At 66.6% G+C, this 14,281-nt stretch carries 17 protein-coding genes and 1 pseudogene; 10 read left to right on the top strand and 8 right to left on the bottom strand.

From position 1 onward, the window contains the following. Positions 1 to 446 precede the first annotated feature (446 nt). A complete protein-coding gene (locus N4G70_RS33860) occupies positions 447 to 1,046 on the bottom strand; it encodes a TetR/AcrR family transcriptional regulator (RefSeq protein WP_261716611.1) in 600 nt (199 codons plus the stop codon). 98 nt (positions 1,047 to 1,144) lie between these two features. Between N4G70_RS33860 and N4G70_RS33855 the strand changes: the two genes are divergently transcribed. From N4G70_RS33855 to N4G70_RS33840, 4 genes and pseudogenes are all read left to right on the top strand, one after another. Next, on the top strand, positions 1,145 to 1,582 hold the full coding sequence (locus N4G70_RS33855; RefSeq protein ID WP_261716610.1) for a DoxX family protein: 438 nt from the start codon (positions 1,145 to 1,147) through the stop codon (positions 1,580 to 1,582). A 609-nt stretch (positions 1,583 to 2,191) separates the two neighbouring features. Then, positions 2,192 to 2,500: a hypothetical protein gene (locus N4G70_RS33850; RefSeq protein ID WP_261716609.1), complete on the top strand. Its 309-nt coding sequence runs from the start codon at positions 2,192 to 2,194 to the stop codon at positions 2,498 to 2,500. Between the two features lie 690 nt (positions 2,501 to 3,190). Beyond that, positions 3,191 to 4,228 carry a reverse transcriptase domain-containing protein gene (locus tag N4G70_RS33845; RefSeq protein ID WP_261716608.1) on the top strand — a complete coding sequence of 346 codons (1,038 nt, stop codon included), beginning with the start codon at positions 3,191 to 3,193 and terminating at the stop codon, positions 4,226 to 4,228. Positions 4,229 to 4,529: 301 nt separating this feature from the next. Further along, positions 4,530 to 4,724: pseudogene (locus N4G70_RS33840) on the top strand (AAA family ATPase); the annotation flags it as partial. A gap of 15 nt (positions 4,725 to 4,739) precedes the next feature. On the opposite strand, the gene N4G70_RS33835 reads toward N4G70_RS33840, so the two are convergent. Continuing rightward, positions 4,740 to 5,213: a hypothetical protein gene (locus tag N4G70_RS33835; RefSeq protein WP_261716607.1), complete on the bottom strand. Its 474-nt coding sequence runs from the start codon at positions 5,211 to 5,213 to the stop codon at positions 4,740 to 4,742. 167 nt (positions 5,214 to 5,380) lie between these two features. Here N4G70_RS33835 and N4G70_RS33830 point away from each other — a divergent pair, with 167 nt between their 5' ends. The 4 genes from N4G70_RS33830 (at position 5,381) to N4G70_RS33815 (ending at position 7,206) form a co-directional block, all read left to right on the top strand. Next, positions 5,381 to 5,776 carry a hypothetical protein gene (locus N4G70_RS33830; RefSeq protein ID WP_315904328.1) on the top strand — a complete coding sequence of 132 codons (396 nt, stop codon included), beginning with the start codon at positions 5,381 to 5,383 and terminating at the stop codon, positions 5,774 to 5,776. Between the two features lie 422 nt (positions 5,777 to 6,198). Beyond that, complete coding sequence (locus N4G70_RS33825; RefSeq protein WP_030340375.1) at positions 6,199 to 6,525, top strand: PadR family transcriptional regulator; 327 nt, start codon at positions 6,199 to 6,201, stop codon at positions 6,523 to 6,525. Continuing rightward, complete coding sequence (locus tag N4G70_RS33820; RefSeq protein ID WP_261716606.1) at positions 6,522 to 6,878, top strand: DUF1048 domain-containing protein; 357 nt, start codon at positions 6,522 to 6,524, stop codon at positions 6,876 to 6,878. The genes N4G70_RS33825 and N4G70_RS33820 overlap by 4 nt, the downstream gene beginning before the upstream one ends. 1 nt (position 6,879) lies before the next feature. Then, positions 6,880 to 7,206, top strand: coding sequence for a DUF1048 domain-containing protein (locus tag N4G70_RS33815; RefSeq protein ID WP_261716605.1), 327 nt, complete (start codon positions 6,880 to 6,882; stop codon positions 7,204 to 7,206). 379 nt (positions 7,207 to 7,585) lie between these two features. Here the strand turns inward: N4G70_RS33815 and N4G70_RS33810 are convergent, their stop codons facing one another. The 4 genes from N4G70_RS33810 to N4G70_RS33795 form a co-directional block, all read right to left on the bottom strand. Continuing rightward, on the bottom strand, positions 7,586 to 7,873 hold the full coding sequence (locus N4G70_RS33810) for a hypothetical protein (RefSeq protein WP_261716604.1): 288 nt from the start codon (positions 7,871 to 7,873) through the stop codon (positions 7,586 to 7,588). Between the two features lie 511 nt (positions 7,874 to 8,384). Then, the gene (locus N4G70_RS33805; protein WP_261716603.1) at positions 8,385 to 8,555 is read right to left on the bottom strand and encodes a hypothetical protein; all 171 of its coding nucleotides are present in this window, start codon (positions 8,553 to 8,555) and stop codon (positions 8,385 to 8,387) included. Then, on the bottom strand, positions 8,552 to 9,406 hold the full coding sequence (locus N4G70_RS33800) for an ABC transporter permease (protein ID WP_261716602.1): 855 nt from the start codon (positions 9,404 to 9,406) through the stop codon (positions 8,552 to 8,554). The genes N4G70_RS33805 and N4G70_RS33800 overlap by 4 nt, the downstream gene beginning before the upstream one ends. Further along, on the bottom strand, positions 9,403 to 10,311 hold the full coding sequence (locus N4G70_RS33795) for an ABC transporter ATP-binding protein (protein ID WP_261716601.1): 909 nt from the start codon (positions 10,309 to 10,311) through the stop codon (positions 9,403 to 9,405). Before N4G70_RS33795 ends, N4G70_RS33800 begins: the two co-directional genes overlap by 4 nt. Before the next feature lie 133 nt (positions 10,312 to 10,444). Between N4G70_RS33795 and N4G70_RS33790 the strand changes: the two genes are divergently transcribed. After that, on the top strand, positions 10,445 to 11,647 hold the full coding sequence (locus N4G70_RS33790; RefSeq protein WP_261716600.1) for a sensor histidine kinase: 1,203 nt from the start codon (positions 10,445 to 10,447) through the stop codon (positions 11,645 to 11,647). Further along, entirely contained in the window at positions 11,647 to 12,330 is a 684-nt protein-coding gene (locus N4G70_RS33785) for a response regulator transcription factor (RefSeq protein WP_261716599.1), read from the top strand. Before N4G70_RS33790 ends, N4G70_RS33785 begins: the two co-directional genes overlap by 1 nt. 507 nt (positions 12,331 to 12,837) lie before the next feature. On the opposite strand, the gene N4G70_RS33780 is transcribed toward N4G70_RS33785, so the two are convergent. Together N4G70_RS33780 and N4G70_RS33775 are read right to left on the bottom strand one after the other, a co-directional pair. Further along, the gene (locus tag N4G70_RS33780) at positions 12,838 to 13,278 is read right to left on the bottom strand and encodes a hypothetical protein (RefSeq protein WP_261716598.1); all 441 of its coding nucleotides are present in this window, start codon (positions 13,276 to 13,278) and stop codon (positions 12,838 to 12,840) included. 73 nt (positions 13,279 to 13,351) lie between these two features. Further along, positions 13,352 to 14,245, bottom strand: a complete 894-nt coding sequence (locus N4G70_RS33775) for a helix-turn-helix transcriptional regulator (RefSeq protein WP_399037791.1) — start codon at positions 14,243 to 14,245, stop codon at positions 13,352 to 13,354. Positions 14,246 to 14,281 lie beyond the last annotated feature (36 nt).

Here is a 14,281-nt window from a genome sequence, read left to right as displayed (position 1 = left end):
TCAGCCGCTCGCAGCCGGTAGGCGCCTGCGATGCGGTGCAGAAAGGATCAGGTCGTCATCCCGCGAGGGGAGTCACCCGCAGGACCGCATCCACAACCACAACCACACCCTCGCGCCTTGGGCTCGTGCGGCCGCCAGCACGCCGCGGGCGAGAGCTGTGCCTCCGGGCGCCGCGAACACTGCCAAGGCGGGGCAGGTCTGTCCCTGCATCCCGCCAATCTGGCGGCATATAAGCCCTTTTCGCCCTCAAGAGGGATCCAGGGCCCCGCACTATGCCCGTGCCGCCGGTGGCGAGGGCAGAACCAAACAGGAGCTGAACCTGCCTTCGACGGGGTCGTCGCTCCCCGCACCGTGACCGCCGACGTGCAGTCCGGGATCCAGACCCACGCGCGCCGACCAACAGCTAGTCCGCCACCAGGGCAGCGATCAGCATGACCGAACTTGCTCTACTGGGCGAGGAATCTGGTGACCTGCCGCGCCACGCTCTCCGGATCGGCGGTCGGCGGTAGCGGGAGGGTGTTACTGAGCTGCAGTGCCGTGAACCCGTGAACCAGTGACCAGGCCGCCATCATGGCGATCTGGTGGTCCCCGTCTTCGGTTCGGGCGGCCAGGAGGGCTGCGCCGTCGCGCAGTGACTTGGCCGCGCGGGCCCGGGCGGCGGTCAGGTCGGCGGAGTCCGTGCGGCACAGGGCGGGTTGGAACATCACCTCGAAGTGCCCGCGATGGGTCAGCCCGAACCGTACGTAGGCGACGCCGACCTCGGCGAAGTCGCCGGTCCGTTCCCAGGCGGCGTTGAGCGCGTCGGCGAACAGGTCGAACCCTTCGACGGCCACTGCGGTGAGCAGGCCGGCCTTGTCGCCGAAGTGGTGGGCGGGTGCGGCATGGGAGACGCCGGCTCGTCGGGCGAGGTCGCGCAGGCTCACCGCGGTGGCACCGGATTCCTCGATGGCCTCGACGGCTGCGGTCAGGAGCGCGCGGCGAAGGCCGCCGTGATGGTAGCTCTGGCGGTCCGCTGCGGGGCGGGACGCGGAGGCAGGGGTTGTCATGGGATCGAGCCTAACCCAGATCTAGGCATTGACAAGATGGGTGCGGCCGGTGAATCTTTCCACTGTCAAGATTTTGTAATCGGAAGGATGAACCCGTAATGGCTCCCTTGATCGTGCTCGTCGTCGGTTGGATCCTGGCCCGCCTTGCCGGACTGCTGGGCCTCTCCGTCCTGGATGGCTGGCAGCCCGCGTTGTGCGTCGCGTTGGCGTTGATGTTCACGCTCACCGGCGTCGCCCATTTCACGGGTCGCCGAGCCGGGATGATCGCCATGGTCCCGCCTGCACTGCCACGGGCAGACCTGCTGGTGACGGCCACCGGCCTACTCGAACTGGCCGGAGCGGGCGGCCTGCTGCTTCCTGTGACCCGCCCCCTGGCCGCGATAGCGCTCACGGTCATGCTGCTGGCGATGTTCCCCGCCAATGTCCATGCCGCCCGGTCCGGGCTCATGCTCAACGGCAAGCCGGTCATGCCACTGGTCCCGCGCACGTTCCTCCAGGTGGCGTTCGTGGCAGCGTGCGTCCTTGCCGCGCTCTGACCCGGCCTCGGTTGTACCGAAGAGGCCGACGCCAAGACCCTGGCACCGGCGGGTGAGTCGGTGTGGGGTGTCGTTTCGTGGGGTTGTGGTTGAGGTACGGGTGCCGTGTTGTGCTGGGGGTATCCCGGTTTTGTTGGGAGTTTTTCCGTGTCCCCCGGGTGGTCATGCCCTGTAAAGGGCTGGTGGGTGTTTTCGCTGGCGCAGCGTTGTGTCCTGATGGGGTTTGTGGTGAGCGGGCGGGGTGTGGTTCGGGCGTGGGTGGGGCGGTTGTTGTGTTGTTCGGCTTGGTGATCGAGGCGGATCGCGTCGAGACTGGTCCATCCGGGCAGCCGCCGGGCATGCCGGACGCGGATGCCTGGACCACAGGACGCGTTCATTAAGCGGCACGCCCAGTGCCTGCACGTGCCTTGTCCCCCCGCCGGGAGCCCGCCCGGGGACAGGGCGTTCACGAACGCCACAACCGCGGCCTGGGGCAAGGCCCGGGGGCCCCTATGTCTTTGGTCAAGGCATTGAGGCGTCCGCAAAGGCTTTCCGGGCGTCAGCGGTCCGCGGCAGGTGCGATAGTTGGCGCCGCGCCAGGTGAAAGGGCTTGCTAACTATGGGGGAACGGTGGAGCGGATCACTGAGGACCAGATCAATCGGCTGGTCCGTTTCGTGCGGGACCGCATCCCTGACCCGGCTTCGCTTCAAGGTGAAGCCCGCCTCACGGCGACAGCCCTTCGTGTGGCCGCGGACAGGCAGATCTTTGCAGTGCGCTTTCACCGGACCGCTCCGCCCGCGAACGGGGCAACGACCGATGTGGCAGCCGCCGCATGGAATCTTTTGGTCGCCCTCGCTGGAATCTGGCACGACCACCCTGAGTTCCCCGCTGATGCCGCCAAGGCGACGTTCGAGTTTGACTGCGATGCGCCTCTCTAGCGGTTCTCACATCGTTGTAGCGGGCTGCGGTTCGTAGAACGTGCCGTCGCGGGGCATGGCGAAGAGGACATCGGCCCGGCGTCGGGCGAGGCAGAGCAGGGCCTGGGTGTTTGTGTCCTGAACGCGAAAGGGATCTGTTTGTAGGGCAGCTCCCAGAAGCGATGCTGTGCGAGAGATGAAGGTATGGCCCTTCGAAGTCGCCCTGCGGGGGGAGGCTTCAAACCGCCTCATGCTGCGTTGGCTGAAGACCGTCGTGGTGAGCGATGAGGAAAAGGCATCCAAGAGGTGTCAGGTGGGGACTGGGAAGACGAGTGCAAACGAATCACCGCTGACGTGTCGTAAGACCTTCAGATGACATCAAAACCGGGGTGTATACCCAGCTCCGGGATAAGCCTGGCGGGTGCCCGTCTATTGGCCAGGTGGTGTCCGGCATGCAGGTGACGTGAGCCCAGTCTGCTGCTTTCGCACGGAACAGGAGAAGGCATGTCCCGACACTGTTCGCCTTTCTGGGCGGGCGACAGGGAGAGCTCCAAGCGGCCGAAACCGTGAGGGGTTGAGTACCGAGGCGGGACACGCTGGCGGACCGGTCCGTAGTAGTGGTGAAGCCCCTGTAACGGGGGTGGAGCGAAGGGGCCGGGTCGTTCGTGACTGAGTGTGTCGTATCAACCGGAGCTATCCGGGAGGAGTCCGATGGGCCAGTTGAAGTCATCAGCCAAACCGTTCGATATCTCGAAGTGGGAAGTCAAGGAGGCGTGGGTCGAAGTCAGAGCGAACAAGGGCGCATACGGAGTGGATGGGCAGAATATCGACGACTTCGAGAAGGACCTGAAGAACAATCTGTATAAGGTCTGGAACCGGATGTCATCGGGCTCATACTTCCCTCCTCCCGTGCGTGCGGTGGAGATTCCAAAGCCTCATGGCGGCGGCATGAGAATGCTCGGCATTCCCGCAGTTGCCGACCGTGTGGCTCAGACCGTGGTGGCCAGGCATCTGATGCGAAGGGTGGAGCCTGTTTTCCACCAAGATTCCTTCGGATACCGGCCCGGGCGGTCTGCGCTGAACGCGGTGGAGCGTTGCAGAGAACGCTGTCGGAAACGCGACTGGGTGGTGGAGTTTGACATCGCCAAGTTCTTCGACAGCGTGCCCTGGGACCTCCTCGTCAAGGCGGTGGAAGCTCACACCGATGCCGTTTGGGTGAAGTTGTATGTGGAGCGGTGGCTTGCTGCCCCGCTCAAGATGCCCGACGGTTCCCTGATGGACCGCGAGTGCGGGACTCCGCAAGGGGCTCCTGTCTCGCCTGTCCTGGCGAACATCCTTGGCCTGCAAGCCCGCTGGATCCCCTTCCTCGGAACCATCGGAACCCTGTACATCGCCACCGCCATGGTCTTCTCCGCACTGTCGGAGTTCATCCGCTTCGCCCGCACTCTCGCACCACTCACCGTGCTCACCGGAAACAGCAACATCTTCCGCACCACAGCACTGTGGTCACTCAGCCTGCCAATCGCCATCGCCATCGCCATCGCCATCGCCATCGCCGGAGCCGGAGGCGTAGCGGCCTACGTCGTATTGGCCCAGCCCATCAGCGGCGGCAGCCAAGGAGCCCACCTGTCCCTGAGCCTGTGCCTCGAACTACTCGTCCTGACCCTGCTACTCGCCGGCTCCGCAGCAGGAGCAGCCAGCCTGGCCTCCAGGAGAGAAACCCGGCAATGGCGGCCGCAGGCAGACTGATTCCACTGCTGACACCGCTCATCGGGCAGCGTCCCGCCGACACCTGACCTCACCAAGACGGCCCAGCCCCTCTCTCTGTACACGGGAGGCCCCCGACGAGATGCCCCTGGCGGGGGCCGCATTTGCCTGCGCGACAGCCCGCCCGCACATCGTGGCCGCGAAGTCATGGGGCCGCCGCTGCCCCGAGCGACATGTGAAGGCTGTGAGATCGACGACGAAGTAGCGTCCGACCAGCAGCACCACCTGCTCGCGGGTCAGCAGCGTGAGCACCCCGCGAACTGACGCACCCTCACGCCAGGATGAGTCGAGCAGTTCGGGCGCTGAACTCCTCTTCCAGGTTCTGACGGAGCGTGAGGAAAGGAAGACGTTCACCGATCCCAGGCTCTGCGCGGCCATCGTCGACCGCATCACCTTCGGCGGCAACATCATCGAGACCAGCACCGACTCCTACCGCCTCGCCCAGGCCAAAGCCCAGGCCGGACGATCCATCGGGTGACCACGTCCAGTCGAACTACCGGAGTGGACCGCGCTCATCGATGAACACGGTGGGTGCGGACAAGAACACATCGGCATTCACCGGGCCGTATGCGATGTTGAACGTGTCCAGCCAGTACGTCCAGCCCCGAATCCCCAGTGCACTGCTGAATCGGTAGTTGAGTTGCCAGCGGACCCATTGGCCAGGGACGAGCCGGACACCCGGTGGCCGTCGCTTCCGAGGCGGCAGGGCAAACAGCGGCTGCACTCGGGGAAATACCCGCAACCGATCATCTGCTTCACGGAGCTGGACATCGACCTTGCTCAGGGCTTCCCGGCTGTCATACGGCTCGAAGCCGTCGCGCTCATGCATCCGGATCACATGCGCGAGAGGAGCCGGCTCATGCGGGAGTGCGAAGCCGACCGGGGCCGCGTTCCTTCGAGCAGCAGCGTCCCCGCCCCGTGATTCCTTTGTCCAGGTCGTCCTGATCCACTGGACGGTGATCTCCACAGCCGTTGCCCCTACCGCCTTGTCGAGGAGTCCACTCTACGGCCCTGCCTCCTCCATGTGGGCACGAGCACTCGCACGCGTGAGCGACTTCAGTTCTCGCCGATATGGATCTTCTCCAACAGCGATGTGTGACTCCCGAAGACGGCGATAAACGCCTCCCGGAGAAGGTGACACGGCCGCTGAACCTGAAGGTCACCACCGCGAGGCTGCGGACGACGATCTGCTGGTCGGGATACACGGCGACGATCCGGCCGCCTGCCAGCGTTGCGGACGCGGAGAAGGCAGCGAGCGTCAAGTCCTACGGCTACGCAGGCTCCCTGCTCGATGCCGAATACGACCACCTGGTCAGCCTGGAACTGGGCGGGGACCCCAATGATCGGCGCAATCTCTGGGTGGAGCCGCCCTCTCCGGGCCACAAAGCCGGCGCGGGCCCCAACAACCCCAGGCACAGCGTCGAGTCCAAACTCCACACGGCCATCTCCGGCAAGGTCCAGCTGGCTGCGGCGCAGAACGCGATCGCGACGGAGTGGACGACCGCACTGGCTGGCCTCGGCCTCACCTAGCGCGCGCGTTCCCAGGCCTTCCCTATGCGCGGGGTCAGTGGCCGAACAGCGGGACCTGATGTACCTCGAGGTCGGTGCGGATGCGATGCGGCCTCACGGGTGCCGCCACCGGCCTGCGGCGTCACGGGCCACGTCGATGGCGATCTCCATCACGACGTCGGGCTGTATGAGGTGGGCTTCGGGGGAGCGCTGGGTTCCTCAGCCTGCACTTTCTCTGTCAAGTTCAGCATGTTGACGTGCAACGGCCCACCCATCAGCTCAACCGGTGGCCGGGCTGCAGCGTTCGACGGAACGCGGTTCCCTCGCCGAACGAGTCGGCCCGAGGTTGCGTCCACCGGAGACGTTGCCGTTCCACTACTCGGTGATACCGTATAGCCGTACTCGGTACCACGTAGTACCGGCAGGGCTGAGGAGTACCCGCGATGGACGACCTGACGGAGATGTTGAAGGGCACGCTCGAAGGGTGCGTGCTCGAAATCATCGGCAGCGAGGAAACCTACGGGTACGCCATCACTCGCCAGCTGAATGAGCTCGGCTTCGCCGACGTCATCGAGGGGACGGTGTACACGATCTTGCTGCGGCTGGAGAGGAACGGGCTCGTCCAAGTGACGAAACGACCATCCGGGGTCGGTCCGCCGCGCAAGTTCTACGCGCTCAACGACGCCGGGCGCGAGGAACTCGCAAAGTTCTGGGCGAAATGGCAGTACCTCTCATCGCGCATCAACAGGCTCAAGGAGGGCGGGAGATGAACTTCTGGGAGAAGGTCACAGGCAGCGATCTCACCAGGGATTGGAAGGCGTTCGGAGCCCGGGTCGAGGCCCTGCCGGACGACTACCGGGAGGCGTGGGACCAGATCGTCGCCCACCTCTTCCCCTACGGGGACTTCACCGGCCGCAACCTGACACCGATCCTCGACTCCGCCCTGGGGCTGCTCGAAGTGTCGGCAGCGGACGGGCAGAGCGTCCACGAGGTGCTCGGCGACGACATCCAGGGCTTCTGCACGGCGCTGGCCGGCGGAGCAGGGGCCCGTACTTATCGCGACCGGTGGCGCGAGCAGTTGAACAGGAACGTCGCACGGAAACTGAGCCGGCTGGGAGGCTGACGTGAGCATCCAAGACATCATCGAAGGCAAGAAACAGTGGCGGGCGCACGTGGCCCGGGTCAAGGCACTCCCGCCGGACTACCAGATCGTCTACAAGGAGATGCAGAAGTACCTGTTCAAGGTCGGACCGGTCAGCCTGTCCGACGGCTCTCTCCTCCCCGGAATCGTCGACTTCTTCGAGGAGGGCGTCGCCGCGGGCAAGGGAGTTCTGGAACTCATCGGCACCGACGTCGCCGCGTTCTGTGACGACCTGATCAAGGACTCTCCCACCTACGCGAATGTCTACCAGGAATCCATTGGCGGGGAACCCGGCGCGGCCAGGAAGTGACAGCCGCCGGACCGATTCGCGACGCTGCCGGGTAACACCACGCGGGATTCATGGCGAGGTCGGCTCCTGCGCGTGGATCCGGGCGTGCTCGTCGCGGTCGGCCAGCGCTCGCAGATGTGCGGCCGCGGCGGGCGAAGCGGTCGGCGAGGGGGCCAGGAACCGCCTCGGAGGCGGCCTGCTCCTCCAGGGCCTGGGGTTCTGCGGCAGGTGGTCGGTGCGCGCGACGTTTCGCGCACGACGGCCGGCAGCGGTCCAGCCGTGGCGCGTTATCGGCGTCCAAGTGGTGGCACAAGGCCGATCCCGGTTGTAGACGCACAACAGGAAGGACCGCGGGTTGTCGTAGACACTCCGTGCCGGGTTGCCGAGGAGCGGCGTGTGATCACCGTCCCGGAGGCTGTGGCTGGGCAGGCAGCAGTCGAACGACGGGGCCTGGCGTAGCCAGTTGTTGGCGGAGTTGTTGGTTTTCCAGGGTGAGCTGATTGACGACCCGGACGAGGTTCTCGACGGCCGTTGCCAGTTGCGTGAGCTGCTCTTTGTCGGCTGCGCGGAGTTCTTTCAGATTAGTGATCTTCTTGCGCAGCCGTCGTTCCGAGTCTGTGCGCTGACCTCGCTCCTTGACCTTGGCGTAGAAGTCGTTCTTGAGGTCGCGATGGCGCTGAAGGTCCACCCCGTCCAGGGATGAGCGCGCGGCGCTGGGGTCAGTCGTTCGGCCAGGGCGCGGCTGGCGGTCTGGGACAGCGTGGTGCTGCGCCCGGCGTACTGGAGATGTCCCGCCGCGTCATAGCGGCCCAGCAACGCCGTCCTGGGCAGAGCGAGCGATCCGGAGACCGCCCCGACGATGGCTTCGGTGGTCACCCGCACTTTGTACTTCCGCCATGACCGCACCGGCCGGTACGCCTCATTGAGGTGTTTGAAGACCAGGCCCTGCATCCCGGCCGCGGTCCATCCCAGCCACTGGTCGGCCACGGCCGGGTCGGTGGTCGAGGGGCCAAGCGTCAGCGGCGCCGCCAGGCCGCGGTCCGTGAACAGGGTCTCCACGGACTGGCGCCGCCGTTCGTAGGGCCAGCCGGTCAGATCGGCGCCCGCGTGGACGAGGTCGAAGGCTGAAGCGCGCGGGTTCGCGGATTCTCGGGCTGACCCTGCGCAGGAATCCGTGCATGGTCCTGCTGAAGCTGCGTTCAGGCGGTGGGTTCGGCGGGCTTAGGTTCATCGATGTCGGTGGAGTCGATGAAGGCGACCTGGCTCAGGCCGACAACGATGCGTGGCTGCGGGATGTTGGCGGTGTCAAGGGTCTGGTGGAGGATTTCCTTGGCGTCGTATGTGCTGGTGGGCTGCACGCGCTCGGTCATTGGTCGCGGCGGTGCACGGCGGTCACGCTGAGGACGGCGGCGGCGAGTGCCCAGACCGCGTAGACAAGCCAGGCGCCGGAGACCGTCGACGGGTAGGCGTAGTGGTTGAACGTGGCGCCGTCGCCTTCCATCAGGTGTCCCCATGCCTGGTAGGGCATGGCGTGGCCGATGACGGCCGTCCAGTAGTGGTCGCCGCTGAGGGTGACCGGCAGCAACAGCAGGAGCACCATGCTGGTGACGATGGTGGTTGCGCTGTGCCGGATGACGCTGCCCAGGCCCATGCCGACCAGCCCGGACACCGGCGCGAGCAGCGCTGCCGCGGCCATGGCGCGCAGCGCGCCGGGGTCGGTGATCGACATTCCGGCACCGCGCCCCGACAGGATTGCCTGGGTCACGAGGAATGAGGCGCCGGTGACGAGCGCCCCGAATCCGGTGGTGACCGCTGACAGGACGGCCACCTTGGCCGCCATGACCGAGTGGCGGGCCGGCACGGTGGTGAAGGTCGTGCGGATCATCCCGGTGCTGTACTCGGCGGTGATGGTCAGCGTGCCGATGGCGCTGATGGCCAGGACCACGCTCATCCCGGCGAAGTTGGTGAAGGCGTCGCGCAGTGCCCAGCTGGGGATGAAGCCGGCCCGGGTTTCGGCGCTGTACTGGGGCCAGTTGCTGTAGTCGGCGTAGGCGGCGTTCGCGTTGAAGATGATGATGGCGAGCGTGATGGCGGCGAAGGCCCAGGCGGTCGAGCGCAGTGACCACAGCTTGATCCACTCGGTGGCGATCAGGTCGCGGAACCGGGCGGGCGGTTCGTCGGTCGCGACGCTTACCGACCGGTTCGGCATCGTGGTGGTCATCGGAGATCTCCTGCGAGGTATTCAACGCTGTCGGCGGTCAGTTCCATGAATGCCTGTTCCAGTGACGCGTTGCGGGTGGTCAGTTCGTGGAGCAGGACACGGTGCTGGAAGGCGAGTTCGCCGATACGGGCTGCGCTCACGCCGGTCACCGTGAGCAGGTCGCCGTCCGGCCGCACTGTGCCGCCCTCGGTGATCAGCACGCCGGTCAGCGCGGCGGTGTCGGGAGTGCGGACGGTCACGGTCAGGCGGGTGCCGCGGGCCGCGAACTGGGTCAGGCTCTCATCGGCGATGAGCCGGCCCCTTCCGATGACGACCAGGTGGTCGGCGGTCGCCTCCATCTCGCTCATCAGGTGGCTGGAGACGAACACGGTGCGGCCTTCGGCGGCCAGCCGGCGGAACAGGCTGCGGACCCACAACACACCCTCGGGGTCCAGGCCGTTGAGCGGCTCGTCGAAGAGCAGCACTGGCGGGTCGCCGAGCAGGGCGGTGGCGATGCCCAGGCGCTGGCGCATGCCGAGGGAGTATCCGCCGATCCGTCGGCCGGCGGGAGCGGTCAAGCCGACCTCGTGCAGTACCTCCTCCACCCGGCTGCGCGGAATGCGGTTGCTGCGGGCGAGCGCGGCCAAATGACCGCGGGCGCTGCGTCCGCCGTGGACGTCGCCCGCGTCGAGCAGTGCGCCGACGTGGCGCATTCCGCGCGCGAGGTCCCTGAATGACCGGCCGTCGATGGTGACGGTGCCGCTGGTCGGCCGGCTCAGGCCCAGGATCATCCGCAGCGTGGTGCTTTTGCCTGCGCCGTTCGGGCCGAGGAACCCGGTGACGCGCCCGGGGCGCACCGTGAAGGTCAGGCTGTCCACGGCAGTGGTGGCGCCGTAGCGTTTGGTCAGTTCGTTGACTTCGATCACCCGGCTCACAGTGCCGTCGCAGGTGGCACCACGTCATCGGACCGCTGCTGACATCCGCCGGAGCATCCTGTCGACCGTGGTCGTACACCCCTGGTCCGATGCCTGCGGGAACATGCATGCTTACGATCGGCGCATGCATGCCACGCCGCCCCTTCCGCTGCTCAAGCGCGTTCCGCCCGAAGCCTGGACAGTCCTGGCATGGTGTGCGGGCGTGGCGTTCACCTGCCTCATACGCGCCAGGCTGCCCGGGGAGGACGTTCCCGACGTGACTGCTGGGGTCCTCTTCCACCAGTGGAAGGGCTTGAAGTTCCTGGCGTTGGCCACGGCCCTGGCCGTGGCGGGCAGCGGCCTGATGCGCCGTACGCCGCTGCCGGCCACGGCCCTGCTCCTCACCGCTTCCGTCCTCGCCACGTTCCCGCTCAGTGTGGGCGAGATTCCCCTGGCCCAGTTCCTGGCGGTCGATGTCGCGCTGTACTTCATCGCCGCCGCCGGGCCGCGCCGGACCGGGGCCGTGGCCCTCGTCTTGTCCCTCGCCGTACTCGCCGGGTATGTGGTGACGCGCCTTCTGATGGGCTGGCGGGTCGGCACCTCGGCGGAACTGGCCGTGGCCATGACCGCCGCCATCGCCTGGCTGATGGGCAACTCAGCGCACCGGGCCCACACATATGCCGAGAAACTGCGCGCCCAGGCCGCAGCCCAGGCAGTCATCGCTGAACGGCTATGGATCGCACGCGAGCTACACGACAGCGTCGCCCACAGCATCGGCATCATCGCCCTTCAGGCCGGAGCCGCACGGCGGGTCATCGACACGCAACCGGTGCGCGCGCGCGAAGCACTGGAAGCGATCGAGTCGGCGGGACGCCAGACACTGTCGGGGCTGCGCCGTACGCTCGGCGCTCTGCGCCAGGCCGAACCAGACCAGGCTCCCCAGGCAGCGCCGCTCGGCCCGTGGCCCGGCCTCGCGCACGTCGACCGGCTGGCCGCAACTACAACAGCCGCCGGCATCCGCGTTGACGTTCGGTGGCGGGGCGAGACAGGGCCGCTGCCTCCGGACATCGACCTGTCCGCCTACCGCATCATCCAGGAGGCGCTCACCAACGTGGTGCGCCATGCCGGCACCGACTCCTGCCAGGTGACGATCGACTGCCGGGGCGAGGAGATCTGCATCGAGGTCCTTGACAGCGGGCCTGGTCGCGGCAGCGCTGCCGGAATCGGGTACGGCCTGGTCGGATTGCGTGAGCGGGTCACCTTGCTGCACGGTGAGTTTTCAGCCGGATCTCGTCCTGAAGGCGGCTTTCGTGTGGCGGCGCGTCTCCCCGTACCGGCAGGAGTCTGATGACTGCCCGTGTTGTACTCGCGGACGACCAGCCCCTGGTCCGGGCCGCTCTGCAGATGGTCATCTCCGAAGCCCCCGACCTCGAAGTCGTCGGGGAGGCCGGGACAGGCATCGAAGCGGTCCATCTGGCTGAGGACCTCGACCCGGACGTCTTGGTGATGGACATCCGCATGCCTGGCATGGACGGCATCGAAGCCACCAGGCTGATCACCGACGGCCCCAGCAAGGCCCACATCATCGTCCTGACCACCTTCGACGACGATGATTACGTCTACGGCGCTCTGCGCGCGGGCGCAGCCGGGTTTCTTGTCAAAGACATGGCCCTGGACGACATCCTGGCGGCGATCCGCATCGTGGCCGCCGGAGACGGGTTGATCGCACCGAGCGTCACCCGCCGCCTGATCAAGGAATTCGCCAGCCTCCCCACGATCCCTCCCAGCCTCCCGGCCAAGGGACCTTCATCGTCCAAACGTGAAGTCGATGGCATCACCGACCGGGAACGCGAGGTTCTGGCTCTGATCGGCAGCGGCATGTCCAACACCGAGATCGCCGGCCGGCTCTGCATCAGCGTTGCTACCGCCAAGACGTACGTGACGCGGCTGTTGTCCAAACTTGACGCTCGCGACCGGGTCCAGCTTGTGATCATCGCCTATGAATCGGGCCTGGTGGCGCCGGGACGCTGACCGGCCGCCAGCAACTGGCGAGGCAGTTCTCGTCGGCACGTGGACCGCGAGTTCAGACGAGGGTGTCGCGGGACCTCGGCTCTGGGGCAACTGTCCCGCATCAGCGTTGCTGGTTGAGCGCCCGCGTCAGGTCGCGGTTGGCAGCTCGAGACCGCAAGGCGTGCGCCTGCAGCCATCCGCGGGCGCGCTGGCCCCCAGGACCCCGCTTTGCCAGACCAGAGCCAAGATCGGCTCGGTGCCCAGAAAACCCTGGGTCCGTCGAACCTTCTGTACAAAGCGGCATCACGCCCCGGCAAGCGGTGTGTTCGTTGTTCAGACCTTTCCGGAATCGTCGAACCCGTCGGATTCGCCGTACGGGTGCGCGCGAAGGTGGTCATCCAGACGGCGCACGGTAACGCTGCTCATACTGGCTGCCAGTCCGCCGAGCCGTATCGGCTCGGCGTCGAAGGCGGCAGGATCGTGGGTGGGTTCGTCAGGGAGCCAACGTGCCCCGACGGCCTCCGGCCTTCAGCGGATTCGCGGGAATACTTTGTCGGGGTGGGCTGCGGTGAGGTACTTCATGGCGGTTGAGGGGTGGATGCCGAACAGGCGGATGAGGTGGATGGGGTCGGCGGTCTGCCTGGCTTCGTCCAGGACCCGGTCGCTCCAGAGCTGCCTGGGGGTCATGCCCGCCTGGTCGAAGGCGGCGCGCAGCCCCAGGTAGCTGAGCGGGACGCGGGCGGGGTGGCGGGCGGTGTGGGTGGTGATGAACAGGTGGGGGTTGAGGGCTGTCGGCCACGAGCGGCGCCGTTCGCGCAGCCATTGGGCGGCAAGGTCCATGGTGAGGGCGTCCAGGTAGACGGTGTGGCTGTGATGCCTTCGTTCCACGGTGATCGTGCCGCGAGTGAGGTCGAGGGCTGCCAGAGGCAGCCGGCACACTTCGCTGGCTTTGACCGCGTGCACGCCCACGAGCGCAACGATGAGCTTCCCGCGCGGGCCCTGGACGCGGTCTAGGGTGGTCTGGGGTCGGACTAGGGGTGGACTATCCGTTGTGTGCTTCGAACTCGGTCGCCAGCGTCTGTTGGGTGGCCGCCCACGACGCCAGGAGCGCCAAATTGTCTGCGGTCGGGGTACCCGCGGGTGCGGTGTAGACGTTGAGGTGCAGGCCGGGATCGGCGGGCAGTTCCAGGGACTCGACGTCCAGGTCGAGCCGGCCCACGATCGGATGGCGCAGACGTTTGCGGCCGGACCGGTGCAGCCGCACGTCCTGAGATGCCCACCGCTGCCGAAATAGTTCACTGCGCGTTGACAGTTCGCCGACTAGGGCGATCAGCGCCTCGTCGTGCGGATTGCGCCCGGCTTCCATGCGTAGTTTCGCGGCAGCGGCACCGACAATTTGGTCGTAGTCGACAAAAAGATCTCTGGCGGCCTCAGGTTGAAGATAGACGAACCGCGCTGTGTTCGCGGGCCGTCTCGGGTCGGCCAGCACCGGTGAATACAGCGCACGACCGAGTTGATTCATGGCGAGCACGTCATATCGTCCGTTACCGATCCAGGCCGGCGCACCGGAGATCGCGTCGAGCACCTGCTGCAGCGTCGAGCGCACCGTCGCGGCAGGCCTGCGCCGGCGTGGGCCGCTGGGCGCCCCGGATTGACGCGCGAGGTGGAACAGGTGGTCACGCTCGGCCTCGTCGAGTTGCAAGGCAGAGGCCAACGCCTCAAGCACGCCATCGGAAGCACCGGCGAGGCCGCCGCGCTCCATGCGCACGTAGTAGTCGACCGATACCCCCGCCAGTAGCGCCACCTCCTCGCGGCGCAGACCCTTGACCCGACGGTTGCCGCCGTAAGCGGGCAGGCCCGCCTGCTCGGGTGTGATGCGGGCGCGACGCGAGCTGAGGAACTCCCGTATCTCGGTGCGTAGATCCATCGTGGCCATCCCTCCACCGTAAGGCCGTCCCGCAATCTAAGAGGT

It is taken from the genome of Streptomyces sp. ASQP_92, from assembly GCF_025399895.1.
GTDB lineage: Bacteria > Actinomycetota > Actinomycetes > Streptomycetales > Streptomycetaceae > Streptomyces.
The sequence above is the reverse complement of the archived record's forward strand: the minus strand, read 5'-3'. Positions and strand labels throughout refer to the sequence as shown.